Annotated in this window: 30 protein-coding genes and 1 pseudogene; 4 read left to right on the top strand and 27 right to left on the bottom strand. The window is 65.4% G+C overall.

Annotation, left to right across the window (positions count from 1 at the left end; translation table 11 throughout):
- Positions 1-32 precede the first annotated feature (32 nt).
- Positions 33-932 carry a LysR family transcriptional regulator gene (locus DZG07_RS19665; RefSeq protein ID WP_162931664.1) on the top strand — a complete coding sequence of 300 codons (900 nt, stop codon included), beginning with the start codon at positions 33-35 and terminating at the stop codon, positions 930-932.
- Positions 933-947: 15 nt separating this feature from the next.
- Here the strand turns inward: DZG07_RS19665 and DZG07_RS19660 are convergent, their stop codons facing one another.
- The 13 genes from DZG07_RS19660 to DZG07_RS19600 form a co-directional block, all read right to left on the bottom strand.
- Complete coding sequence (locus DZG07_RS19660; protein WP_119819952.1) at positions 948-1,175, bottom strand: DUF2274 domain-containing protein; 228 nt, start codon at positions 1,173-1,175, stop codon at positions 948-950.
- Positions 1,172-2,350, bottom strand: a complete 1,179-nt coding sequence (locus tag DZG07_RS19655; RefSeq protein WP_119819949.1) for a TrbI/VirB10 family protein — start codon at positions 2,348-2,350, stop codon at positions 1,172-1,174. The genes DZG07_RS19660 and DZG07_RS19655 overlap by 4 nt, the downstream gene beginning before the upstream one ends.
- Positions 2,347-3,336, bottom strand: a complete 990-nt coding sequence (gene trbG, locus DZG07_RS19650; protein WP_119819946.1) for a P-type conjugative transfer protein TrbG — start codon at positions 3,334-3,336, stop codon at positions 2,347-2,349. The genes DZG07_RS19655 and trbG overlap by 4 nt, the downstream gene beginning before the upstream one ends.
- Positions 3,333-4,022, bottom strand: coding sequence for a conjugal transfer protein TrbF (gene trbF / locus DZG07_RS19645; RefSeq protein WP_119819943.1), 690 nt, complete (start codon positions 4,020-4,022; stop codon positions 3,333-3,335). The genes trbG and trbF overlap by 4 nt, the downstream gene beginning before the upstream one ends.
- Positions 4,019-5,377, bottom strand: a complete 1,359-nt coding sequence (gene trbL / locus DZG07_RS19640) for a P-type conjugative transfer protein TrbL (RefSeq protein WP_119819940.1) — start codon at positions 5,375-5,377, stop codon at positions 4,019-4,021. The genes trbF and trbL overlap by 4 nt, the downstream gene beginning before the upstream one ends.
- A 3-nt stretch (positions 5,378-5,380) precedes the next feature.
- Positions 5,381-5,647, bottom strand: coding sequence for a putative entry exclusion protein TrbK-alt (gene trbK-alt / locus DZG07_RS19635; RefSeq protein ID WP_119819938.1), 267 nt, complete (start codon positions 5,645-5,647; stop codon positions 5,381-5,383).
- Between the two features lie 20 nt (positions 5,648-5,667).
- Entirely contained in the window at positions 5,668-6,447 is a 780-nt protein-coding gene (trbJ, locus tag DZG07_RS19630; protein WP_119819935.1) for a P-type conjugative transfer protein TrbJ, read from the bottom strand.
- Positions 6,444-8,918 (bottom strand): conjugal transfer protein TrbE, encoded by a 2,475-nt coding sequence (gene trbE, locus DZG07_RS19625; RefSeq protein WP_119819932.1) that lies wholly within the window; start codon positions 8,916-8,918, stop codon positions 6,444-6,446. The genes trbJ and trbE overlap by 4 nt, the downstream gene beginning before the upstream one ends.
- Before the next feature lie 9 nt (positions 8,919-8,927).
- Positions 8,928-9,191 (bottom strand): VirB3 family type IV secretion system protein, encoded by a 264-nt coding sequence (locus tag DZG07_RS19620; RefSeq protein WP_119819929.1) that lies wholly within the window; start codon positions 9,189-9,191, stop codon positions 8,928-8,930.
- Positions 9,191-9,523, bottom strand: a complete 333-nt coding sequence (locus tag DZG07_RS19615) for a TrbC/VirB2 family protein (RefSeq protein WP_119819926.1) — start codon at positions 9,521-9,523, stop codon at positions 9,191-9,193. The genes DZG07_RS19620 and DZG07_RS19615 overlap by 1 nt, the downstream gene beginning before the upstream one ends.
- Positions 9,520-10,509 carry a P-type conjugative transfer ATPase TrbB gene (gene trbB, locus DZG07_RS19610; RefSeq protein WP_119819923.1) on the bottom strand — a complete coding sequence of 330 codons (990 nt, stop codon included), beginning with the start codon at positions 10,507-10,509 and terminating at the stop codon, positions 9,520-9,522. The genes DZG07_RS19615 and trbB overlap by 4 nt, the downstream gene beginning before the upstream one ends.
- A gap of 160 nt (positions 10,510-10,669) precedes the next feature.
- Positions 10,670-11,116, bottom strand: coding sequence for a ribbon-helix-helix protein, CopG family (locus DZG07_RS19605; RefSeq protein ID WP_119819920.1), 447 nt, complete (start codon positions 11,114-11,116; stop codon positions 10,670-10,672).
- A 7-nt stretch (positions 11,117-11,123) separates the two neighbouring features.
- Entirely contained in the window at positions 11,124-13,109 is a 1,986-nt protein-coding gene (locus tag DZG07_RS19600) for a conjugal transfer protein TraG (RefSeq protein WP_119821903.1), read from the bottom strand.
- Between the two features lie 212 nt (positions 13,110-13,321).
- On the opposite strand from DZG07_RS19600, the gene DZG07_RS19595 reads away from it, so the two are divergent.
- The gene (locus DZG07_RS19595) at positions 13,322-13,600 is read left to right on the top strand and encodes an HU family DNA-binding protein (RefSeq protein WP_119819918.1); all 279 of its coding nucleotides are present in this window, start codon (positions 13,322-13,324) and stop codon (positions 13,598-13,600) included.
- 18 nt (positions 13,601-13,618) lie between these two features.
- On the opposite strand, the gene DZG07_RS19590 is transcribed toward DZG07_RS19595, so the two are convergent.
- The 12 genes and pseudogenes from DZG07_RS19590 to DZG07_RS19535 all read right to left on the bottom strand — a co-directional run bounded on the left by DZG07_RS19590 (position 13,619) and on the right by DZG07_RS19535 (position 21,308).
- Entirely contained in the window at positions 13,619-15,358 is a 1,740-nt protein-coding gene (locus tag DZG07_RS19590) for a VirD2 family relaxase/mobilization nuclease (RefSeq protein WP_119821901.1), read from the bottom strand.
- Positions 15,359-15,602: 244 nt separating this feature from the next.
- Complete coding sequence (locus DZG07_RS19585) at positions 15,603-16,367, bottom strand: lytic transglycosylase domain-containing protein (RefSeq protein WP_119819916.1); 765 nt, start codon at positions 16,365-16,367, stop codon at positions 15,603-15,605.
- Between the two features lie 3 nt (positions 16,368-16,370).
- Positions 16,371-16,718 carry a DUF736 domain-containing protein gene (locus DZG07_RS19580; RefSeq protein ID WP_119819913.1) on the bottom strand — a complete coding sequence of 116 codons (348 nt, stop codon included), beginning with the start codon at positions 16,716-16,718 and terminating at the stop codon, positions 16,371-16,373.
- Positions 16,719-16,751: 33 nt separating this feature from the next.
- Positions 16,752-17,309 carry a S26 family signal peptidase gene (locus DZG07_RS19575; RefSeq protein WP_119819910.1) on the bottom strand — a complete coding sequence of 186 codons (558 nt, stop codon included), beginning with the start codon at positions 17,307-17,309 and terminating at the stop codon, positions 16,752-16,754.
- A complete protein-coding gene (locus tag DZG07_RS19570) occupies positions 17,306-17,824 on the bottom strand; it encodes a DUF2840 domain-containing protein (protein ID WP_119819907.1) in 519 nt (172 codons plus the stop codon). Before DZG07_RS19570 ends, DZG07_RS19575 begins: the two co-directional genes overlap by 4 nt.
- Entirely contained in the window at positions 17,821-18,072 is a 252-nt protein-coding gene (locus tag DZG07_RS19565) for a hypothetical protein (protein WP_119819904.1), read from the bottom strand. The genes DZG07_RS19570 and DZG07_RS19565 overlap by 4 nt, the downstream gene beginning before the upstream one ends.
- Positions 18,069-18,722 (bottom strand): ParA family partition ATPase, encoded by a 654-nt coding sequence (gene parA / locus DZG07_RS19560; RefSeq protein WP_119819901.1) that lies wholly within the window; start codon positions 18,720-18,722, stop codon positions 18,069-18,071. Before parA ends, DZG07_RS19565 begins: the two co-directional genes overlap by 4 nt.
- Positions 18,719-19,777 (bottom strand): replication initiator protein A, encoded by a 1,059-nt coding sequence (locus DZG07_RS19555; protein ID WP_119819898.1) that lies wholly within the window; start codon positions 19,775-19,777, stop codon positions 18,719-18,721. The genes parA and DZG07_RS19555 overlap by 4 nt, the downstream gene beginning before the upstream one ends.
- An 11-nt stretch (positions 19,778-19,788) precedes the next feature.
- Entirely contained in the window at positions 19,789-20,043 is a 255-nt protein-coding gene (locus DZG07_RS19550) for a helix-turn-helix domain-containing protein (protein ID WP_119819895.1), read from the bottom strand.
- Positions 20,044-20,180: 137 nt separating this feature from the next.
- Positions 20,181-20,720: a DUF2285 domain-containing protein gene (locus DZG07_RS19545; protein WP_245429526.1), complete on the bottom strand. Its 540-nt coding sequence runs from the start codon at positions 20,718-20,720 to the stop codon at positions 20,181-20,183.
- A gap of 46 nt (positions 20,721-20,766) precedes the next feature.
- Positions 20,767-20,937: pseudogene (locus DZG07_RS24265) on the bottom strand (DUF6499 domain-containing protein); the annotation flags it as partial.
- Positions 20,938-21,044: 107 nt separating this feature from the next.
- On the bottom strand, positions 21,045-21,308 hold the full coding sequence (locus DZG07_RS19535) for a DUF2285 domain-containing protein (protein WP_119819889.1): 264 nt from the start codon (positions 21,306-21,308) through the stop codon (positions 21,045-21,047).
- A gap of 155 nt (positions 21,309-21,463) precedes the next feature.
- On the opposite strand from DZG07_RS19535, the gene DZG07_RS19530 reads away from it, so the two are divergent.
- Together DZG07_RS19530 and DZG07_RS19525 are read left to right on the top strand one after the other, a co-directional pair.
- Positions 21,464-21,679: a helix-turn-helix transcriptional regulator gene (locus tag DZG07_RS19530; protein ID WP_119819887.1), complete on the top strand. Its 216-nt coding sequence runs from the start codon at positions 21,464-21,466 to the stop codon at positions 21,677-21,679.
- A gap of 101 nt (positions 21,680-21,780) precedes the next feature.
- Complete coding sequence (locus DZG07_RS19525; RefSeq protein WP_119819884.1) at positions 21,781-22,038, top strand: helix-turn-helix transcriptional regulator; 258 nt, start codon at positions 21,781-21,783, stop codon at positions 22,036-22,038.
- A gap of 40 nt (positions 22,039-22,078) precedes the next feature.
- On the opposite strand, the gene DZG07_RS19520 is transcribed toward DZG07_RS19525, so the two are convergent.
- A complete protein-coding gene (locus DZG07_RS19520) occupies positions 22,079-22,405 on the bottom strand; it encodes a DUF736 domain-containing protein (RefSeq protein ID WP_119819881.1) in 327 nt (108 codons plus the stop codon).
- A gap of 581 nt (positions 22,406-22,986) precedes the next feature.
- Positions 22,987-23,430 (bottom strand): hypothetical protein, encoded by a 444-nt coding sequence (locus DZG07_RS19515; protein WP_119819878.1) that lies wholly within the window; start codon positions 23,428-23,430, stop codon positions 22,987-22,989.
- Between the last annotated feature and the right edge of the window lie 223 nt (positions 23,431-23,653).

The raw sequence follows: 23,653 nt of genomic DNA, 5'->3' as shown, positions 1-23,653 counted from the left end.
TCAGGATGCATGCAAACCAGGAGGCTGCAACAATGCCCAACCGCATACTCGATCTTCGCTTATTTCAGTATGCTTTGGCTTCGGCTGAGAACGGCAGCTTCCGGAGGGCGGCCGCGGCACTCAACGTCCAGCAGTCCACGGTAAGCCGAGGCGTGCGAAGCCTCGAACACCGACTTGGAGCGGAACTCTTTGAGCGGGGACACGCGGGCATACGTCCAACCTCCGCGGGCGATCGATTCCTCCAAGAGGCCACCCAAGGCATCGAGCACCTCGAACGTGCCATGCAGCGTGCTGGAGCCATGCAGCGCGGCGAGCACGGCGAGCTCACCGTCGGCGTCAGCCTGCCCTTCATCCTTCTGGCCGACCTGTTCGAGCGGTTCCGCAAAGAGTTCGGAGGTGTCTCCGTCGAGATCGTGGAGAGCACCACGAGCGGGAGTTGGACATTGGTTCAGCAACGCAAGGTGGACGTGGCGTTCGTCGCTAAGACACGCGGACATGGAGCGCCTCGATCGCTTCATCTCCGCGATGAGCGCATGATTGCCGTACTTCCGAAGTCTCACCCGTCGGCCGGAGCTCGTATGTTGGACCTAGAAGAACTTCGCCTTGAGCGCTTCATCCTTAGCACCGGCGGCTTGGGGCCTGACATTGACGATCATCTCGTGCGCCAGATGGCGAAATGGGGTGCCGAGCCGAACATCCAGTTGCAACGAGTCGGACAATGCAATCTCATCAACATGGTAGCCAAGGGGTTTGGTGCGACTATCGTGGTCGGGCCGCTTCCTCGTGCAGCCCCTGACATCGTGCTCGTTCCGCTTACTGACCGGAATAGCGTATCGTTGTACGCGGTCTGGATGGAGTCCAATCCGAATCCGGCACTCAAGGGTTTGCTAGACATCGTGCGGGGATCTGGCCCGCTCGGCGGGGTACCTTAGCGAGGTGCCGCAAGGCTACGACGCACCCGAAGTCTTGCGGGAGCGCGCGAAGCCTCGATCGGTTGCGATGAAACGCTGCAGCATCGGAACAATAAGCCGAACAGGGTGATCCACCTGTTGTCCTGACTCGCGTGACAGCACCTCGGCGTAGGTCACAAGATCACGGTGCAGTCCGGCCGGGAGTTCCAGCATCACCTTAACCGGCTTCTCGTCGGCAATTGCGCCGAGCTTCAGCTTCGTCATTGGGTAGCTCCGTAGGGCTCTAAGACCAAGTCTCGGGTGACGATCACCCTGACCGGAAAGCCGGGCCGAATGGTCAGCGTCGGGGCGACCTGCAATTGCCTCTGGATGATCTGTTGGCCTGCGTCATTGATGGTGTCCTGGGCGCCACTGCGGATCGCCTGGATGAGCCGATCCTCGTCGCTCATGGTCAGTTCCGCACCGACAGTGAGCAGGGTCGACAAGCCGGCGGCTTTCATCAGATCCCACCAATGATAATCCACGCTGTCCTCTAGACCGGCATAACCGGCCGTGTCCGCGCCAGGCAGACGCTCGAGAACAATCGATCGCCCATTGGGGAAGATCAGCCGATTCCAGACCAGCAGGATGCGCCGTTGCCCAAAGGCGACCCCATTGTCGTATTCGCCAATGATCCTCGTCCCTTGAGGAATGATGAGCAGACTGCCGGTCGGGCTGTCGTAGATGTGCTGCGTGACCTGCGCGGTGATCTGGCCGGGAAGGTCGGACCGGATTCCGGTGATGAGCGCGGCGGGAATGACAGACCCCGCCTGAAGCACATAGGGCGAGGCCGCCGCCGTCACCCGGTCGGGCGCGACGGTGCGACGGTCGACATCGGCATTGAGGAAAGCGAGTTGCTTGTCCTGTGATCCGGCTCCGGTGAGGTTCGGCGCCGTTCCGCCGAGCGTCGGCTGGAAGGTCGGAAGACCCGTAGCGGTCGCGGATCGCGTCTGGAAGAAGATTTCGCTCGTGCGCGCCGCTTCCATTTCAGCAAGACGCCTCTGTTCCTCCGGATCGGGCTGTGGTGCGGGTATCACCTCGGCTGGGATCGGTCGCCCCTCCTCCCTGGCGCGCTTGATGGGGCCGCCGAGGTCTCCGGGAAGTGGAGGGCCAAGCTCAGGGATGCCGCTGTAGTCTGACGGCAGGCTCTGCAAACCATCCGCCGTCTGGCGCCGCTCGGTCGTGAACAATTCATCGCCCTGCTGCTGCCGATTGTCGGTCTGGAGCGCATAGATCAGGGCGCCACCTATGCCGAGACCGGCGACGAGGCCAAGGCCGGCGAGCACCCTGCGGGAGATCCGGGTGACACGCGGCGCGTCGGTGCGCAGCCGCATGGTCGACGCGGTGCCCGATGTCGCGTGCGAAGCTTCGGTCGTATTGCCGATTTCCGTCTCGCTCATGACGAAGGCCTTCCGTCGGTTCGCACGATCCTGACGGTTTGCTGCCGCTTGCCGCTGCCGAGACGCAGTTCGGCGGCGGCGAACAGCCGATCGACGATCAGGATGTTCAGGTGGATGCGACTGTTGACGATCTCGGGCTCGCCATTCGGGCCGATGACGAATATTGGCGGCATCTCGCCCTGAACGATGCCACGCGGGAATTCCAGGTACACGCGCCGGCCGTCGTCATAGACCGAGACTGGCCGCCAGGGCGGCCTGTCGCCGGTTAGGCCGTAGCGGTAGTTGCGTGCCGCCTGAGCCGGAATGATCGGAGCGGTGGGAACGGTCGTGCGCTGCGATGCGGCTCGTGGATAGGCCCAGGCGACGGCCGGCATGTAGGGCTTCTCGCCCGAGCGCAGCTCGATCAGATAAGTGCGGCGGTCCGTGGTGATGACCAAGTTGGTGGTGATGTCGGTGCGCGACGGCTTCACGAGCACATGGACGCGACGGGTCGCACCGCTTCCGCTTTCCGTGTCGCCGATAATCCAACGCGCGGTGTCGCCGGCGGCTATGGGACCAGCGCCGGTCAGACTCTCGCCGGGCTCCAGCGCGATGTTGGTGATCTGCCCGGGTGCCGCATACACCTGATACAGCGCGCCTTCGCTCCACGGGTAGATCTGGATAGAGTTGTAATACCCCTCCTTGCGCGGTTCGACACGCGCGGCGGTGTTGGCGTTTTCGACCCGGCCGGTCGGAGTCCTGGCGGGATCACCACCCCTGGCCGGGGTCCAACCGGGCGGCACAAGAATGGGACGTGGCGGACCGTCGCCCGTGCTGATGGCCACAGCCGGCAAGGGCGGCACGTTGGCATCGTAGCTGATCTGCGGTGGCTTCGGCGCGCCGGCGCAGGCCGCGAGCGTCGCGGTGGACACCACGAGCACGCCGAGCGTGGATACGGATTTGCGGAAAGCCGGAACATCGGCTTTGCGGATCGTCGGTCTGGTCATTGCCCCAGCTCCTTTGACCAGTTGATGGCATTGATGAAGACGCCAAGTGGATTGCGCCGCAGGCGCTCGGCATCGCGCGGCGGCTGGATCACCACGGTGAGGATGGCGGTCCAGCGCTCGGTGCCGGCGAGTTGGCCGTTTTCGTAGTGGCGCTCGGTCCAGGCGACGCGGAACGAATCCGGCGAGGCGCGGATCACGCTCGATACCTCGACGCTGACCTGCTGCTTGCCTACGCGCGTAAATGGGTCGTTGGAGCGCGCATAGTCGTTGAGAGCCAGGGAACCGCGATCGGTGGTGAACTCGTAGGCTCGCAGCCAGTTCTGGCGCACGATGATCGGATCGGCGGAGATCGAGCGAACCTGTTCTACGAAGCGCGCCAGATGGAATGCGATCTGCGGATCGGTGGGGCGATAGCCGGCAACGGCCGGTTCGACCGCACGGGCCTCCCCGGTTCCATCTACTTCTACAACCCACGGCACGACCGTGCCGCGCGCCGACTGCCAGACCAGGGTACCTGCGAACCCAGCAGACAGGATCAGGCAGCCGAAGGCCATGAGCCGCCAGTTCCGGGCCTGCACTCGGGCGGAGCCGATGCGCTCATCCCAGACCTGGGCGGCGCGTTGGTATGGTGTCTCGGGCTCCGGCGTTTTGCCGTAGTGGGTGGAGGCTCGTTTGAAGTATCTCATGTGCGGTCTCTCTCGGAAAGGTTGATGGAAGCGCCGCCGCCGTGGCTGTCGCCGGAGCGGACGGCGTGAGCGGCGGCGGTGACGCCATGGCTCATTGCCTGGCTATGCCGCATGCGGCGGGCCCAAGCCGGCGCACCATCGGTGGACGTGGGTGGTATGGGTGGCTCCGTCGTGCCGTCGCCGATACTGCCCATCGAGGACGCTCCGCCGGTCGCTGCGAAGGCCGCTCGGCCTCCGGCGTGGAAGGAAGCGCCGAGGCTTTCGGAAACGCGCGATGCCGCGCGCTTGAGCGGCGAGCCCGCTGCCCCGCCTGCGGCGCGCGCGACGCCGCCGAGTCCCGCGGCGACACCCGCCGGTCCGGTCTCGCCGGTAGAGGCAAGAGAGTAGGCGGTCGAAGCGCCACCGGCCAAGGTGGCGCCGCCCTGAACGCCAGCGGCACTCCCCGATAAGGCCGCCCGCCCGCCCCTGGCGGCCAGCATGGTGGCGCCACCCACGGCGACCGCGGCCCCACCGACGGCGAGGCCGGTCCCCACTGCGGCGCCGGCGCCGAGTTGCGGCCCGCCGGAGACAATGCCGTTGGCAATGCCAGGCCCGAAGATGCCGAGACCGAGGAGCGAGAGAGCTGCCAGCACGATTGCCATGGCGTCGTCGATGGACGGCTCCTGGCCACCAAAGCCAGACGTGAACTCGCCGAACAGGGTGGAGCCGATGCCGATGATGACGGCCAGCACCAGGACCTTGATGCCAGAGGAGATGACGTTGCCAAGCACGCGCTCGGCCATGAAGGCGGACTGGCTGAAGAGGCCAAACGGGATCAGCACGAATCCCGCCAATGTGGTCAGCTTGAATTCGATGAGCGTGACGAAGAGCTGGACGGCGAGGATGAAGAACGCGAGCAGCACGAGCGCCCAGGCGAACAGCAGGCATGCGATCTGGATGAAGTTCTCGAAGAAGCTCCAGTAGCCCATCAGGTCGGAAATGGACTCGAGCAGCGGCCGGCCGGCATCCAATCCCGTCTGGGCGACACGTCCAGGACGCATCAGGTCCGCAACGGAAAATCCGGTGCCCGATGCCATGAGGCCAAGGCCGGCAAAGCTGTCGAAGACGATCTGCGCCAGGCTGTTCCAGTTGCCGATCAGGTAGGCGAAGATGCCGACGAAGATCGTCTTCTTGACCAGGCGCGCAATGATGTCCTCGTCGGCGCCCCAAGCCCAGAACAGGGCGGCGAGCGTGATGTCGATGACGATGAGCGTCGAGGCGATGAAGGCTACCTCGCCGCCCAGCAGGCCGAAGCCGCTGTCGATGTAGGAGGTGAAGACCTCGAGGAAGCGATCGATGACGCCCGCGCCTTCCATGGTCTAGTTCCCTGCTGCCGGCGAAAGGAAACGGCGGCGGTTCTCGTCCCATGCGGCGAGGCATTGGGGGTCGCGCGTTGCGGGTTCGCCCATCTGCTGGCAGCGCCGGAGCGTCTCGCGCAGCTGATCGGTGCGCGGCGCTTCGGCGGCGGCTGGCGATGGCCTCGCGGCGGTCGAACTCCCCTCGCGCGCAAGATGGATCGCTGCGGCCGTGACGGCCACAGCGATGGCGATGACGGCCGCGAGGCGCGCGAACATCTTGCCGTCCATGATCAATCCCTGCCTAAGGCTCAATTGCCGCCCTGGAACATCCGGGCGTTTCCCGGCTGATAGCCGGGGCCGGGCTCGAGGAAGCGGCGACGCTGCTCGCGTCCCTGTTCCGCGGCGGCGGCCTGCTCGGCGGCAGAGAGCGCATCGGCCCGACCATTGGCCGCCAGCAGCGCCGTCAGGTCTGCGAGTTGCTGCGCCTGAAGGGCGAGGATCTGGTTGCCGGCCTGGGCCGCCTGAAGGGCGCCGGTCGCCCCCTGGCTTTCGCCGACCAGATTGGAGAGCTCGGCACGCTGCGTCTCGATGTTACCCACGACGCCGGCCTGCACACGCATGGCGTCCTGCAGGGCGCCCACGGTGTTTCCCCAGCGCTCGCGCGCCAACTCGACAAGCTGCTGGTCCGATGCGGTGAGATCCATGTTGGAATATTGCTGGGAGAATATCTGATCGACCTGCTGAACGTTGAAGGCAATGCGCTGGGCCTCCCCCAGAAGCTGCTGGGTGCGCTGGACCGATTGCTGAATTTGCTGGAGCGAGGAGTACGGCAGGCTCGCAAGGTTGCGCGCCTGGTTGATCAACATCTGGGCCTCGTTCTGAAGGCTCTGGATTTGATTGTTGATCTGCTCGAGCGCACGCGCGGCCTGTAGCACGTTCTCGGCATAGTTGGACGGGTCGAATACGATCCGTCCGATGCCGAACAGGGCATGGGCGGGTGTGACGACGATCGGGGACAACACCAATGGCACCGAGAGCACGGTGGTGGCGAGAAGGACGGCGCGGATGCGTGAGCGAAGTCGGGTCATGGGGAAACCTCCGTGTTGGGTAGAGTTGGTGCCGCCGCAGGGGCTGCGAGATTGGTGACGTCGGGGATTAGGTCAGCCGCCCAGACGAGGCCGTGAGCACGCAGCCAGGCATCGAGGAAGCGCTCGGGCCCTTGCTCGGCCAGCACTTCTTTGATCCGGACGTGATCGGACTTGGCAGACGCGGCGCAGAGCGCGAGCGCCACGTCGCCAAGACCCAGCTCGAACAGCCGATTGCCGCGCCGGGACTGCGCGTAATAGTCCCGCTTCGGGGTGGCCCTGGCGATGATCTCGATCTGGCGGTCGTTGAGACCGAAGCGGCGATAGATGGCGGTGATCTGCGGCTCGATCGCGCGGTCGTTCGGCAGCAAGATGCGGGTGTGGCATGAGTCGATGATCTCCGCCGCGATCGTGCTTTTTTCGAGCTGCGCCAGCGATTGGGTGGCGAAGACGACGCTGGCGTTCTTTTTGCGTAGCGTGACCAGCCATTCGGCGAGCTGTTTGGAAAACCCGGGATCGCTGAGCGCCAACCAGCCCTCGTCCACGATAACGAGCGTCGGCTGCCCGTTGAGCCGTCCGGCGATACGATGGAAGAGGTATGCGAGAGCCGCAGGCGCCGCGCCCGTGCCGAGCAGGCCCTCGGTCTCGAACGCCAGAACCGGCGCCTGGCCGAGACTTTCCGCTTCGGCGTCGAGCAGGCGGCCATAGGGTCCGCCCACGCAATAGGGCTGGAGGGCGCGCTTGAGATCATTGGACTGTAGCAGCACCGTCAGCCCGGTGATGGTCCGCTCTTCGACAGGCGCCGTGGCGAGCGAGGTGAGCGCCGTCCAGATGTGCTCCTTGACCTCAGGGGTGATGGTCACGCCTTCGCGGGTCAGGATGGCGACGATCCAGTCGGCCGCCCAGGCGCGCTCGGGCGTGTGGAAGATGCCGGCGAGCGGCTGAAGCGCCACCGAGGTCTCCGCTCCGTCGGTGAGCTCGCCGCCGAGATCGTGCCAGTCGCCGCCCATGCAAAGCGATGCGACACGGATCGAGCCGCCGAAGTCGAAGGCGAAGACCTGGTTCCCTTCGTAGCGGCGGAACTGCAACGCCAGGAGCGCCAGCAGCACCGACTTGCCAGCGCCGGTTGGACCGACCACCAGCGTGTGGCCGACGTCGCCGACATGAAGGGACAACCGGAACGGGGTCGAGCCTTCCGTTCTGCCATATAGCAGCGGGGGCGCTTGGAAATGCTCGTCCCGTTCCGGCCCCGCCCACACGGTACTCAGGGGGATGATGTGGGCGAGATTGAGCGTGCTGATCGGTGGCTGCCGCACATTGGCGTAGAGATGGCCGGGCAGCGTACCGAGCCAGGCGTCGACCGCGTTGATGGTCTCCACCATGCCGGTAAAGTCGCGGCCCTGAATGACCTTCTCGACCAGCCGCAACTTCTCGTCGGCGATCCGCGCGTCCGCATCCCAGACGGTCACGGTGGCGGTCACATAGGCTTCGCCGGCATAGTCGGCACCGAGTTCCTGAAGCGCGAGGTCGGCATCGGCCGCCTTGTTGGCGGCGTCGGTGTCGACCAGGACCGAGGCCTCGTTGGTCAGCACCTCCTTGACGATGGCTGCAATGGACTTGCGCTTGGCAAACCATTGGCGGCGGATTTTCGTCACCAACCGCGCGGCGTCAGTCTTGTCGAGCAGGATGGCGCGCGTGCTCCACCGATAAGGGAAGGCCAATCGGTTGAGCTCGTCGAGAATGCCGGGTGTGGTCGTTGCAGGGAAACCGACGATGGTAAGGACGCGCAGATGCGTCTCGCCCAGGCGCGGTTCCAGCCCGCCGGCCAGCGGCTGGTCGGCCAGCAGCGCGTCCAGATACATTGGGGTCTCGGGGACGCGGACGCGGTGGCGCTTAGTCGAGACCGTCGAATGCAGGTAAGTTAGCGTCTCGGCATCATCGAGCCAGCGGCATTCGGGCATGAAGCCGTCGAGCAGAGCCAGCACACGATCGGTGCGATCGACGAAGCCACGCAGGATCTCCCAGGGGTTCACCCCGGGCTGCTCGCGGCCCTCGTAGAGCCAGGTCTCGGCGCGCGCCGAGTCCTCGGCCGGTGGCAGATAGACGATGGTGAGGAAGTAGCCGGACTCGAAATGCGTGCCGGCTTCCTCGAAATCGGCCTTGCGCTCGGCGTCGACCAGCGCCGAGGCGGCGTCCGGGAAGGTGCTGCTGGGATAGCTAGCGGCCTCGTGGCGCTGCGCCTCGACGAAGATGCTCCAGCCGGAGCCGAGACGGCGGAAGGCGTTGTTGAGGCGACCGGCGACGCCGACCAACTCAGCCGGCACGGAACTGTCGAGATCGGGGCCGCGAAACCTGGCCGAGCGCTGGAAGCTGCCATCCTTGTTGAGGACGACGCCTTCGCCGACCAAAGCTGCCCAGGGCAAGTAATCCGCGAGGCGTGCACCGGTGCGACGATATTCGGCAAGGTTCATCATCGCCGCACCTCACAGGCTCAGATGCGCGGGGATGCGCAGATGCCGGCGCACCACCTCGACAAAGAGCGGATCGCGCCTCGCAGCCCAGACGGCGGCCAGGTGGCCGATCGCCCAAAGCAGGATGCCGACCAGCCAGAGGCGTAGGCCGAGGCCGAGCGCCGCCGCCAGTGTGCCGTTGAGGATCGCGATCGAGCGCGGCGCGCCGCCCAAGAGGATTGGCTCCGTCAAGGACCGATGGAGAGGTGCGGTGAATCCAGGAACGACGTCATCCATCAGATCAGCGCTCCGCCGCCGAAGCTGAAGAAGGAGAGAAAAAAGCTCGATGCCGCGAAGGCGATGCTGAGACCGAAGACAATCTGCACCAGCCGGCGGAAGCCGCCTGAGCTGTCACCGAACGCCAGTGTTAGGCCGGTGACGATGATGATGATCACCGCGATGATCTTGGCCACCGGGCCTTCGATGGATTCGAGGATTTGCTGCAGCGGCTCCTCCCACGGCATCGACGATCCGGCTGCATAGGCGGCTTGGGTCAGCGCCAAGCTGAGCGAGCCGGCGAGCGCGGTTGCCGTGATCAGTGGATGGAAGCGAGTAGTCTTGAACGTCATGACGAGGCTCCAGAGGGTTCGGGGGACGAGATGGCGGGGTCGATGTGATAGTCGCCGGTTGGACCGAGACCCCCGACATGAGCGAGTTCGGCAAGGCGTCGCGCCGAACCGCGGCCTGAGAGCACGGCGATGACGTCGATGGTCTCGGCGATCAGGGCGCGCGGCACCGTGACGACGGCTTCCTGGATGAGCTGCTCGAGGCGCCGCAGCGCGCCGACAGCGGTGCCTGCATGAATGGTGCCGATGCCGCCGGGATGGCCGGTCGACCATGCCTTGAGCAGGTCGAGCGCCTCGGCACCGCGAACCTCGCCGATGGGAATCCTGTCGGGTCGAAGACGAAGGGAGGATCGCACCAGGTCGGATAGTGAGACGACGCCGTCCTTTGTCCTGAGCGCCACGAGGTTCGGTGCGGCGCATTGCAGCTCGCGCGTGTCCTCGATCAGCACGACGCGATCGCCGGTGCGGGCAACCTCGGCCAGGAGCGCATTGGTCAGCGTTGTCTTGCCGGTCGAGGTGCCGCCGGCGACGAGGATGTTTTGCCGCTCGGCGACGGCCTGGCGCAGCAGATCGGCTTGGGCGGCGGACATAATGCCGGCGACCACATAGTCCGCGAGCGTGAACACCGCGACCGCGGGCTTGCGGATGGCAAAGGCCGGGGCGGCGACGACGGGCGGCAGGAGACCCTCGAACCGCTCCCCCGTTCCGGGCAGCTCGGCCGAGACGCGCGGCGCACCGAAATGGACCTCGGCGCCGACATGGTGCGCGACGAGTCGGATGATGCGCTCGCCATCGGCCGGAGCGAGCTGCTCGCCCGTATCGGCGAGGCCTTCGGCAAGCCGGTCGATCCAGAGCCGCCCGTCGGGGTTGAGCATCACCTCGACGATCGCGGGGTCGTCCAGGAACCGGGCGACGGCCGGCCCGAGTGCCGTGCGCAGCATGCGTGTTCCGCGTTCGACCGCTACCGATTGTCTGGAAGAAACAACCACGTCGTCCCCACTCCGCTGCGGGCGCGCACGACGCGCGGCCCGGGATGGGGATGAGTAGAAAAGGCAGGAATGGGCCGGGCGCAACAAGGCTCAAGGGGCCGTCGTACCCTGGCGCGGAATTACAGGGGAACGGCGGACGCGCCTTGTCGGAGCAACTCTGTCATGTGCCGTCCGAAGCCGAATCGGAGGCGGGAAAGACGTCCTCGGGAATCTCGCTGCGCAGCTTCGGACCTTGCGCCAGTCGGCGGCCGAGCGCAGCGACGAAGGCGTCATAGCGCTTGCCTGACTGCGCGCGGGCCGCCGCCTGGGCCGGTTCCGGGAGTTGCGGCGTCGTCGTGAGCCAGAAGCGAACGAAGACGGCCAGCGTTTCCAACGAGATGCCGAGATCTCGCTCCAGACGATTGAGGCGCCGATCGATCTGATCGAGCCGTTTGCTCACGGCCGCTTCCTGCCGCTCTGCCGCATCTGGAGACAGGAACGAGGCGATCGCAGCCTCGGCAACGAGGGATCGGGAGAGGTCACGCCGCGCCGAATGTTCGACGAGCGCTTTCATCACCGGCGGGTCGAGATAGATCGAAAGCCGCTGTTTTTTGCCGGGCTTAATCACAGTCGCCTCACAACATGCCGTCACCGGGATCGAGATCGGCCTGCCGTGCGACCCTTTGCATGGTGCGGCTTAGATTGCGGGCCAGGACGGCCGGGTCATCGTCCGCATCGCGATCGGCATCGAATTCGTCCTCGATCGGCTGCTTGGTATCCACGAAGGCCTTGCTGCTCAACTCGGGCTGGCGGCGCTTCTCGGATTCTGTCGGGTCTTCGTCGTCACCCGCCGGAAGGTTCGGCAGATCGCGTGCGTCGAGCACCGGCCGCACCGGCATGGCGAGAGCGCTCCAGTCGTCGCTCGGCGCTTTCGCGACATGCTGGAGACGTGGCGGCTGGAGGATGCGCTCGATGAAGCGAGGATCTTCGTAGTACCGCGCCTTACGTGCACGGATGGGATGGAGGCCGGCGACCATGACGATCTCATCGCTGGGCGGGAGTTGCATGACTTCGCCAGGTGTCAGCAGCGGCCGGGCCGTCTCCTGTCGCGATACCATGAGGTGGCCTAGCCACGGTGAGAGCCGATGACCGGCATAGTTCTTCATCGCCCGCATCTCGGTGGCCGTGCCGAGAGCGTCGGAAACGCGCTTGGCCGTTCGCTCGTCATTGGTGGCGAAGCTCACCCTGACGTGGCAGTTGTCGAGGATGGAGTTGTTAGGCCCATAGGCCTTTTCGATCTGGTTGAGCGATTGGGCGATGAGAAAGCTCTTCAATCCGTAGCCCGCCATGAAGGCCAGGGCCGACTCGAAGAAGTCGAGGCGTCCGAGGGCGGGAAACTCGTCGAGCATAAGCAGCAGGCGGTGCCGGTCGGACCTGGCATTGAGATCCTCGGTCAACCGTCGGCCGATCTGGTTGAGCAGGAGACGGATGAGCGGCTTGGTTCGGTTGATGTCGGATGGCGGCACCACGAGGTAAAGCGTCGACGGCCTGGCGCCGGCAACGATATCGGCGATGCGCCAGTCGCAGCGGGCGGTCACCTTTGCGATCACCGGATCCCGGTAGAGACCGAGAAAGCTCATGGCCGTGCTCAGAACGCCGGAGCGCTCATTGTCGGATTTGTTGAGCAGCTCGCGCGCGGCCGATGCGACCACAGGATGGGGGCCGGTCCCGCCGAGATGCGGCGTCTTCATCATGGCCGCCAGGGTCGCCTCGATTGAGCGCGCAGGGTCGGAGAGGAAGTTGGCGACGCCGGCTAGCGTCTTGTCCTTCTCGGCATAGAGCACGTGGAGAATGGCGCCGACGAGCAGTGCGTGGGAGGTCTTTTCCCAGTGATTGCGGCGCTCCAGCGATCCTTCGGGATCGACCAGGATGTCGGCGATGTTCTGGACGTCGCGGACTTCCCATTCCCCGCGGCGGACTTCGAGCAGTGGATTGTAGGCTGAGGAATTCGCATTGGTCGGATCGAACAGCAGCACGCGACCGTGCCTCGCGCGGAAGCCGGCGGTGAGTTGCCAGTTCTCGCCCTTGATGTCGTGGACTATCGCCGAACCCGGCCAGGTGAGCAGCGAGGGAATGACGAGGCCCACGCCCTTGCCTGAACGGGTCGGAGCGAAGCACAGTACATGCTCCGGACCGTCGTGTCGGAGATAGTCGCGCTCGAATCGTCCGAGCACCACGCCATCCGCTCCAAGCAGGCCGGCTTTCTTGATCTCGACGGGCGTCGCCCAACGGGCGGAGCCGTAGGTCTCGATGTTGTCGGCCTCACGTGCGCGCAACACCGACATGAGAATCGCGGCGGCGATGGATACGAAGCCGCCGGAAGCAGCAATGATCCCCCCTTCGTGGAAGATCGAGCGCGCATAGGCATCATAGGAGAACCACCACCAGAAGAACGCCGGCGGATAGTAGACCGGCCAACCGGCCAGTTCGAACCATGCCGTGCCGAGTTGCGGCTGAAACCCAAGCCGCCATGCCGTCCATTGCGTGGCGCACCAGACCGCGGCGAGCACGATCAGGCCGACAACGATGATCTGGCCCCAGAGGATTTTTGTTCCCGACATCACGATCTCCTTCGGAGGGAGGTCGGGCCAGGTCGCCTCAAACTTCAAGACCATGTTGCGTTTGATCGCAGCGTGGCGAGTGCAATCGCGCTAATACTGAAACGGCGCAAAGCTCGTGATGAACTGATGGCGACAGCTAAGACATCGCGGGAATGACAAATCTCCATCGCCGTGGCATAGGGCCGGCATTCTGTTCGAACGAGGATCTATTCATGACCACTGCAAACGAGATCGCCGATAAGCTGGCCGCCGAACACAGCCTCACCAAGTCCCAGGGAAAGGCGCTGGTCGATAGCGTGTTCAAGGCGATTGCCGAGGCAGCGGCCACTGGCGAAGAGATTTCGCTGCCGGGCTTCGGCAAGTTCAAGGTGAAGGCAACACCTGCGCGCGAAGGCCGTAATCCGTCCACGGGTGCCACCATCAAGATCGCTGCCGCGAAGAAGCTGACCTTCGCGCCGGCCAAGGCGCTCAAGGACAGCCTTAACGGCTGAGTTCCGCTCCCGCCGTTCTCATAGGCCGATCCCGCGCTTTCGACTGAAACTCCAGTCGATGCCGGCATCGCCGCGCGCGATGCCCGAGATGTGTTGGCCGAGCTTCCTGTCAAGCGATGGGGTCCACGGGACGAGCTGGAAGCCGAGCCCGTCGTCAATCATCGCGAAACGCCCCGACGCCAGTGTGAAACGCTGCCGGTAGGCGCCGGACACATGATCGCCGGTCGCCGCCTTGTTGAACGGGCGGCCGAGTTCGGTAGCCAGCTTGTCGCCGAGCGCATCGAGTTCGCGACGGCGCAGGGTGTCGAGCAGCCGTCGCGCGAAAATCACCCTGCCGTCCTCACGCCGGGCTAGGCCTTCCTCCGCCAGATGCTCGGCGCGCCGAGCAAGAGCGTCGCGGACCTCGTGACCGAATCCGCCTTCGCCGAGCTGGACCGGCTCGCGGGCAAGACCCTGACGGTCGAGCCAGGTCGCGCCTGTCGCCGCGATCTGCCCTTCGAGCGGCAGGTCGGAACGGACTGCGATCGCCACCCGACGTCGGCCTTGGGCATCTTCGAACCTGCGCAACTCGACGATCGAGCCTGGTGCGCTGTCGCCGGCGGCCTCGAGATCGGCGAGCTTGATATGATGGGTTCGGCCGTCCACGCCGTCGATGATGACATAGGCCGTTGCCTTCAACTCGTCGTCCAGCCCACGGTCGACCAGGCGTCCGACGACCGGATTGTCGAGGGCCTCGCCGGCCAGCACGAAGCTGGAAACGCCGCGCTCGATGCCCCGTTCGGTGAGGGCGCGGTGCATGCGCTTTATGATATCGCCGCGTTCGCCGAGCGCGCGCAGCGTCGGTTCGGCCTCGTCGGAGATGTACCATTGGGCATGACCGACCTGGTGTGCGAGGCCGAGCGATTCGAGGATACGCAAGCGGCCGACCTTGAGGGCATGAAATTCATCGGGCTGACGATCGCCGGGCGGCGCCATATCGACGATGCCGCTCTTGTGAGCGTCACGCATGAGTTGGCGGTCGAGGTTGGTCCAGCGTTCGGCCTCGACCTGCCGCTCGAGGTTGCGGCGGATCTCGTGGACGGTGCGCGGCCCCAGTTCCATGGTGACCAAATCCTGGGCCCGCGCGCGCATCCCCTCCGAGATGTAGTCGCGCGAGATGACGAGGTCCTGGCCGTCGTCAGTCCGGCCGCGCAGGATGACATGGACGTGCGGGTTGTCGGTGTTCCAGTGATCGATCGATACCCAGTCGAGCTTCGTGCCGAGATCCTTTTCCATCTGGCTCATCAACTCGCGGGTGAACGCCTTGAGGTCGGCCATCTCCCCCGCGTCCTCAGGCGAGACGATGAAGCGGAAATGGTGCCTGTCATCCTCGCAGCGCTCGGTGAACTCCTTCGCGTCCAGGTCGTCGCCACCCGACCCGAACAGCCGCGCCTTCTCCCCGTCCCGGGTGACGCCCTCCCGGCGCAGGTAGCTCAGATGTGCGCCCACCGGCGCCGAACGCCGGGAGTGTCGCACGACGCGCGTCTTGATCACGGCGAAACGCGAGCGGCCGGTAAGCAGGCGGTTGGCCTGCACGGTGGCGCGCTTGCCGCGTCCGAACCGCGAGCGATTGCCGGGGCTGATGGTGCCCGAATAGGAGAACCGGCCGCCGGCGCGCTGGGTGGCAGCTAGTGCCTGGGCGATGAAGGGCCGCGCGCGCTGCGCCTTGCTGGATCGGATGCGCCCGAGGCGGACGCGAAACTCGTGTTCGTCGCTCATGAGCGGGACACCGCGCATCGCGCCAAGGCATTGAGAACGTGGGAAAAGAGGGAGAGCCGCGATGTAGGCGTAAGCAGCGCACATCGCGCACGCCGCTCGTAACCCATTGACAAACAACCAACCGACCGGGGCGCACCTCGCCCGCTTTTATCTCGCCATCTTCCGGTTGCTGCTCCGGGTTCTCTCCTGCGCGCCCTCCATGCTCCGCTGCGGTTCGCCATGATGCGATGAGATGAAACGCCGCTCATGGAGAGGAATTCCCCTCAGATCTGGCGACAAAGATGCCCGCTGCTGGAATTGGGGTGGCGTCGTCGTCGTGCGTGGGATCGGCTGTCAACTCTGCAGCCGATTGACCGCCAGGATGCGGCGAACCGGCAGGAGAGCCGCCCAAGGCGGGGGCCACGAACAGCGGCGCCTCACGCCAATCCGTCGGAGGTGATGGCGTTGCCGACGCGCCACTGGGCAGCGGTTCGCCGCCGAGGATCGGCGCGAGCTTGGCGACGTATGCGCGGGTCTCGGCCGGCAGCGGGCGACCGATCGCGAGATACTCATCGTAGCGACCGGGGCCGGCATTGTAGGCCGCGAGCATGGCGCCCACATTGCCGTAGCGATCGAGCATCTCGCGCAGATAGGCGGTGCCGGCGAGGATGTTGTCACGCGGATCGAAAGGATCGTCGCCGAACGCGTAACGGGCGGCCAACTCGGTCCAGGTGTCTGGCATGACCTGCATCAATCCCATCGCGCCGGCCTCGGAGACCGCGCGAATGTCATGCGCGCTCTCGGTATCGAGAACGGCGCATATCCAGGTCTCAGGGATGCGAAATCGCTGCGACGCCTCGGCTATGTATGCCGCGAAGCGCGCGTTGCCGGCAGCCTGCACGATGGTTGCATCCTGTGCCCGCGCGATGGGCGCAGGCGCGAGGATCGGCAGGCCGGCAAGGAGAAGGACGGCGACACGGCGGCAAATGCCGTGCCGCCGAATAGCGCGCGCAATGTGGACGCGGTGCATGGATCAATCCTGCGCCTTGTCCGGCTCGTCGCGCTTTTTCTGGCGGGTCCAGTGCAGACCCCAGTCGCGGCCGTTCTCATCCGCCTGGAACAGACGGGCGCGGATCGGGTGCGCCAGCGAGGGATCGTCGAGGACAACCGAGATATAGGCGCCGGCACGATCGCCGGTCTGCAGCCAGCCGGCGCCGATCTCGATACCGTCTTCGTCGCCGAGACGAATGCGGTAATCCGGGGCGTTCTCGACATCGGTATTGTCGACGGGAACGAAGACAATGGCGAGGTCGAGCGAAAGCGTGCGGACGCGCCCCGAATAGCCCGACTGGGTGCGCGTGAACTGACCGATCTGTGCCATGGGAAGACTCCTGTTCTGGCGGTTGGGAAGGGATCAGGGCGCGTCGGCGGGGTCGCCGACATGCCACTGGAAGCGGCCGTCGCCTTCCGCGTCGGTCCAGACCGGAAGCGCGCGGGCGGTGATGGAACTGACAGGGAGCGGCCCGAAGTACCGGCCGTCAAAACTGTCGGGCGTGTCCCAGTTCATGAGGAAGATTTCGTCGTGGCCGACCGTTCGGCAGCCCTGCCAAACGGGCAGCGGCCGGCCGAGCCGGTCGCGTTCCCGGGCCGCGACATAGGCGTGCTCGTAGGCGATGATCGTGAGCCCGCTCCTGCAGACCTGGCCACCGGGCAGCGCCAGCACGCGCTTGATCAGCGGCACACCGAGCGGGAGGTAGCCGCGCTCGGCGAGGAAGGCAGCGAGTGGCGCGGGCGGCGCGACGACGACATAGTCGCCGATGTCGGGGCGTCCGGTGGGCGCGAGCCGGTAGAGCCCGAGGGGTACGCTGGCGGAGGCGTTCCAGATGAAGGCGGGAGCGTAGCCGAGCCAGGTGGGTGCGGCGACGAGCGCGGTGGCGGCGAGGGTGGCGACGATGATGGCGCGCCGACTCATGGTTCGACGCTCCGCCGCTTGAGCCATGCGGCATGGCGATCCGTCGTATAGAGATGCGGCTCGAGGCCAGCGGCGATGCGGTGATGGATGTGTCGCCAATGATCGGGAACGACATCGCAGGTATCGATGCCGAGCGCCTCGATGGCGTCGATGATTTCGAGAACACGAGCCACCTTCGGCCAGCTCTCGACCTTGAGCAGGATGTCGCCGCCGGGGCGCACGAAGGGAAGCGTCTGGAACGGCTCTCCACGCTCGATGGTGCGCACGATGTCGATGCGCGACAGCACCGTGCCGTAGTCATTGGCGGCCCAGCGGATGAAGGCGAAGACGCTGCCCGGCGCGAAGCCGACGACGCGGCGATGGCGATCGAGCACCTGCTCGTAGGTCTGCCGGCCGAAGCGTATCCAGTATTCGACGCGCTTCTCCCGCCAGGTCAGTTCGACCAGCGTGGTGAACGACGGCGGTCCCTCGACCGTAGGCCGCATGCTCAGTGGCAGGCCGGAACTGTGGCTCATGAAGCGCCTCCTTCGTCGGCGGGGAACTCGCGCGCCAGGAGATCGCGCAACATGTCGGCGACGGTCTTGCCGCGCTGGAATGCGGCGACCTTGATGCGACCGCGCATCGCCGGCGTGACGTCGATGGTGAGCCGGGCCGTGTAGCCAAGTGCGGCAGCACGAGGCTTCGACACGTCGGCGGCGGTGATCCAGCGGTCCGGGTCACCGGGGCGGGAGGCGAAGCCGTTTCTGGTCGTCCCCTTGGTCATGGCGCCACCGCCCCGACGCGCAGGCGTTCGATTTCGGCGAGCAGCGCGGCGATCTCCCGCGCGGCCGGACTGGTCTCATCCAGTTCCGCGGCGAGTTGCCCGGACTGCGCGGCCTGGGCGAAGACGACGCGCTGGCCGATGGTCGATGCGAGGACAGGCGGATCGTGTTCGGCCAGCGTCTCGGCCGTCTCGCGGGCGATGACGGTGCGGGCGCCGCAACGGTTGAGCGCGAAGCGCGCGGCAAGGTGCGGGCGGTAGATGCGCGCTTCGGCGAGCAGTTCCAGCATCTCGGCCGAGGCCCAGCCATCGAATGGCGACGGCTGGACCGGGATCAGCACGAGGTCGGAGGCGAGCAGCGCCGAGCGCATGAGCCCGGCGACACGCGGCGGACCGTCGATGACGATATGATCGGCATCGCGGGCGAGTTCGGGCGCTTCGCGATGCAGGGTGTCGCGGGCGAGGCCGACGACGCCGAACAGGCGAGGCGCCCCGCTGCGACTGCGCTGCTGCGACCAATCGAGGGCTGAGCCCTGGGGGTCGGCGTCGATCAGCGTGACGCGCTTTCCGCGTCGCGCCCATTCGCCGGCGAGATGCAGCGCTAGCGTGGTCTTGCCGACGCCGCCCTTCTGGTTGAGGATCGCGACGATCATCGGCTGCTCCTGCGGCGAGAGGAGCCGGAAGGAGGGGAGTTATCCCCGGAGCGCGTTTCCAAATAATAAGAAGATTTAGACTCTTCTTTAGAGTCTTTACGGGCGCGATTCCGCTCGCCCGGCCAAAGGCTTAACTGAGGTTCGTGCGCCTGATGTACAGATAGGTTTGCGCCTGATGTACGGATGCCGGTTGCGCCTGATGTACGGATATCTGGCGAAGTTACGCACAGCTTTTCCACAGGCCGGATGTGGACAAGTTCCTCGGCATCCGAACCGCGTTCTATCGCGATGCGATAGCCGGGGAACGGCTGCCGTTTGGCAATGGCGCGGACATCGATGGCGAAATCGGAGTAGCGCGCCAGCGAACCGCTTTTGGCATGCAGATGGCGCAGCTCGAACCGCCAGCCATCGGATTGCCGTCCGGCATGCTTGCGCGCGACGCGATAGAGCCAGCGCTCGATGCCGCCGGTGAGCGCGAAATAATCCGGATCGATGGCGAGGACCAGGCGGCGGTCGACGATGCCCTGGTAGAGCCATTCGGGCAGCACGAACTCCATGCCCTCGACGCGGCCGCTGCGCGTTGCGAGCTCTTCCCATTCATTGATCCAGGAGAATTGCTGCCGCCGCCAATGCTCGCCGTGGCGGATATTGGTGCGGATGACGGTCGACTGGAGGCGCGTCAGCGCGCCCTTGATGAGGAAGTAGCTCCGCGCGCCGGTGCTGCGACCGATGGCGTTGAGGAGCTGATAAGGCGTGAAGCGGAAGAAGCGCGAGGTTGGGAGACCGCGATCCTGGGCGGCGAGGATCTGGCTGGCCGCCCAGATGAGGACATCCGCGTCCCAGATCGTCGCCATGCCGTGCTCGGCGACGGCATAGACCTGCAGCTCGACGTCGCCGGCCTTGTAGTGGATCGGCGCGACCCGGCGCGACTTCGAGAGTGAGAAGAACGGGTGCGCCATCAGATCGCGCTGATCGCGCGGCGGCACGTCGCCGTTCAGCGCTTCGAAGGGATCGAGATGGGCGCGTTCGTTGCGCTGGCGCGGTGATACCGTCATCGGGTCACTGCTCAACGCGCGTCGAGTCGACGGGCAGGATGGACGGTGCCGATGCCGGGATCGGAGGTCGAGGTCTTGGTGCCGCGCTCGGCCCAGGCCTGCAGGTCCTCGAGCGCATAGACGACGCGGCCACCAAGCTTTCGATAGGCGGGCCCGGTGCCGTAGGTGCGATGCTTTTCGAGCGTGCGGTCGGAGAGGCTGAGAAAACGCGCGGCCTCGGGGGTTCTGAGGTAGCGCGGCGGCAAGCCGGTGGTATTGGCAGTCATTGTCGGGCCTCCGGGGCTTCATTGAGGCCGCCGGATGCTGGCGGCGGATGAAGACCACGGTGGCGAAGACTGGGACCGAGAGGGGATGGGGAATTCAGGGCGGCTGAAATCCCCACCCCCAGGCGGGTAGCGTTCGGCTATCTTTGCCGGCGATGACGCAGCAATTGACGATAACCGCCCGCGATCATGGCGAGCCCGCCTTCAATGAGGCCGATGACACTGTCGCGCAGGGCGGAGGTCTTCCAATGCTCGCCGCGGATGCGCTCGCTGCCATAGATGACTTCGGCGATCTGGCGATAGGAGGCGCCACTCGTGTGGCCGTCCGTCGCCTGGAGCATCAACCGGTGGCGTCGCCTCTGCTGTGGCGTCAGCCGGCGATCATCGGGGACTGTCCGACCCTGCAAGGCGCGCAGCAGGCGGTCGAGCGCTTCGGTCCTGTCGGGTCCATCCGCGTCAAGCGGGACGAGCGCGGCGAGTGGGCCATTGGCCGGGCCACCGGCAAGGCGGACCAGCCGAATGGTCTGACTGCCGGCCGCGAGGAGGAAATGCACGCCTTGCTCGTCCGAGCGTGCGTGGGTTTCGCGCAGCTTGGGAAAGAGATTGCTTGCCGCCGGCAACATGTCTGGCGCGTGCGTGAGCAGCACGGTGCTCGTGTCCGCGTCGGCGGACCAGAACACCGGACTCTCGCCAGCATTCAGCGACGGCGGGACGAAAAAACTGCAGGCCCCATCTTCGAACGAGGGCGTGCTTCAGGGCAGGACTGTCGGCGCGCGCATAGTCCTGCTGGTATTCCGCATTGCGCCTGAGCCATTCCCAGGCGAGATCGGGGGGGTCGAGGGCATCCAGAAAGTCGTATGTTTCCGAAGTCCGCCAACGCGAAGTGTCGGGCGTCATCGTGATCCTCGTTGCCGCAACGTGGGGGCGTAAGGGTCTTCGAGATCGCGATGCTTGGGAAGGCCTTGTGGAGGCACCGGGGTATGCCTCTGATGCAGCGCCTCGTCTTATCGGCCGCCTTCGCGCAGGAGCAGCTTGTAGCCATGCTCCGTCATCCAGCGGGCGCGGGCAAGATGGCTGTCGTGAACGCGCCGGGCGCGTTCGGGCTCTGCTTCCGGGTCAAGACCGAAAATGACCGCGACGGCTTCGCGCCAGTCCGCCCCCTCAGCGTCCGCGTCGAGCGCACGCATGTATGCCTTCATGTGCTCTCGGTCATAGTCCGTGAGTACCGAACTCTCCGGCGGAGCGTCCAAGAAGTCAGATTGCGCCATGAGCGAATTCTCCCCCAACGCACGTATATCCATAGCCAGGGGCGTTGTTAATCTTGAACGTTGAAGCGGCAGGCATCCAGTAACTATCACGTTTAGCAACGAATCGGAACTATCGTTCCTAGAACGATCGTTCCGACGCTGGTTCCCCTACGGCCATGGACCTCAAGGAGGTCATGGCCGTCAATCTGCGTCGGATACGCCATGACAAGAACATGACGCAGGAGGATCTGGCGCATCGCGCCGGTCTCAGCGCGCGGTATATCGGCGCGATCGAGCGTGCGGACAAATCCGCGAGCGTGACCGTTCTCGGCCGAATCGCGTCGGCGCTCGGTGTTGACGCGAGCGCCCTGATCGAGCGTTCGAGGAAATGATCGTCGAGTAGAGCCATCGATCCTGCGGCAGGCGGCATCTCCATTGTCCTGTAGAGAATACTCCGTGGCAGAATTCTCTACAAGGCCGTGTCCTCGCCGGCATGGAGATACGAGAGATACTGGCACACAATCTGAAGACGCAGCGCCGGGCGCGAGGGCTGTCGCAGGAAGAGCTCGCGCATCGTGCGGGCATCGATCGTACCTATATCAGTTCGCTCGAGCGCAGCGTCTATGCAGCAGGCATCGACGTCGTCGACAGCCTGGCCAAAGCGCTCGGCGTGGAAGCGTCTGACCTGCTGAAACGGCCGGCCCCCAGCGCGAAAAAGCGAGGTTCTTCGGCCCGTGGCGGAGTCACGTGAAACCCCCGCCCGGTCCAGCCGGGCGGGGTATTGGGGAGCCTCAATCGCCGTTGCGGCGGGTCGGGCGGGACCAGATCAGGCTGAAGCCGTCGCCTTCCTCGTCATCGAAGAGGTTGGCGTAGATCGGGGCGGTGAAGCTCGGATCGTCGAGCTTGAGGCCCAGGTAGGCGCGGCCCTCGTTGGACTGCTTGCTCCAGGCTGCGCCGATCTCGACCCGGCCGACGAAGACGCGGTGGCTGGGGGCATTCTCGCCGCTGGCGCGGGTATCGGGAGCGATGCGGACGTTCTTGGCCTGGAGGGAGAGGGTGACGATCTCGCCGACGAACTCGTTGGTGGCGGACTTCTTGAAGGTGCCGATGGTAGCCATGATAGTTCTCCTTGGTTTCTGGTTCGAGCCCGCACCATTGCGGTCTCGATGGCGATCGGCCGGCCGAAGGCGATCGACGGCGCACCCCGAAGGGGCTCCGACAGCAAAGGAGAACTATCTTGTCTCGCGAGGAACCCGGCGCAGCCGGGAGGGGAAGATAGTTTGACGGCGCTGTTGCGCCATAGGCGATCGAGGCGAAGCCGGTCTTCGGCCAGATCAAGCCAGATGAGAGGCCGTATTGGAGCGGTCACACAGGCAGAACAAGGCAAGGAGAACGTGGCTGGCTCGCGTACCAACTGAAGGGGTCCGGCCCACAGGCTCAGCGCGCTCCGCTCCCCCTCCCGGGTCCGCCCGAATGTCAGCTCCGTGGGCTATCCCACCAGGGCGAACCATGCACTACTCGGTTTCCTCGCTCGGCCGGGTGAAGATCGGTGTTGCGGCCCTGGCGGGCTTTCGAGGTCCGCTGATGGCGTTCCACATGCTGGCGCTGCGCATACAACTCGGGCGCTGCATGACAACCCCGTGGGCGGCGGGGCACGTAAGGGGTCCAGCCTGATGTGGTCGCTGCCAATGCCCTTCGGTCACGAGGCTCCCGCGATGCCCTGTCCGGCTGGTCCGGGCGGGGTCATCATGGTCAGGCGCATGAAGGCCGTGACGCCGACCGCAACCGCTCCGACGATGGCGAAAGCGAGCTGCCAGGTCTCGGATGCCATGGTGAGCTTCACGATGCCGAACGTGGCGTAGTAGCCTGCCACCGCCGCCGGTGCGACGAAAGCGAGTATGACGAGCAGCTTGATCCAGGCCGGTCGCGCCACGAGGAGCAGGAGCTGGAACAGGCCGAAGGTCAGGGCCGCCGCGATGGCGCCGACGATGATGGCGCCGGGAATGCCGGCGCCGGTGTGATGCGCCCAGGTGCCGGCGGCGATACCGGCGAAGAACGGCAGGGCGAACACCGCGAGATTGAAGAGCAACCAGCAGAGCGCGGCTATGCCGGCGAGCGATATGAGGATGGCGATGATGATCATGGTGGCGGTCTCCGTGCATGGATAGGACGGGCTGCGCCAACCACCACCATCCACGGCGCGAGGATCAGTATAGCGCGTGGCGCGTGGTTATTGAAGCAGATTGGGAGAGTAAGGTCGGGCCAGCCCCTATTTGGGTTTGCGCCATACGTCGTTGCCGTCTTCGTCCAGATACCGGTCGATGGAGCGGAGATAGGCGTTGATCTGGAACTTGAGATGCGCCCGG

The organism is Mesorhizobium sp. DCY119 (assembly GCF_003590645.1).
GTDB lineage: Bacteria > Pseudomonadota > Alphaproteobacteria > Rhizobiales > Rhizobiaceae > Mesorhizobium_M.
The sequence above is the reverse complement of the archived record's forward strand: the minus strand, read 5'-3'. Positions and strand labels throughout refer to the sequence as shown.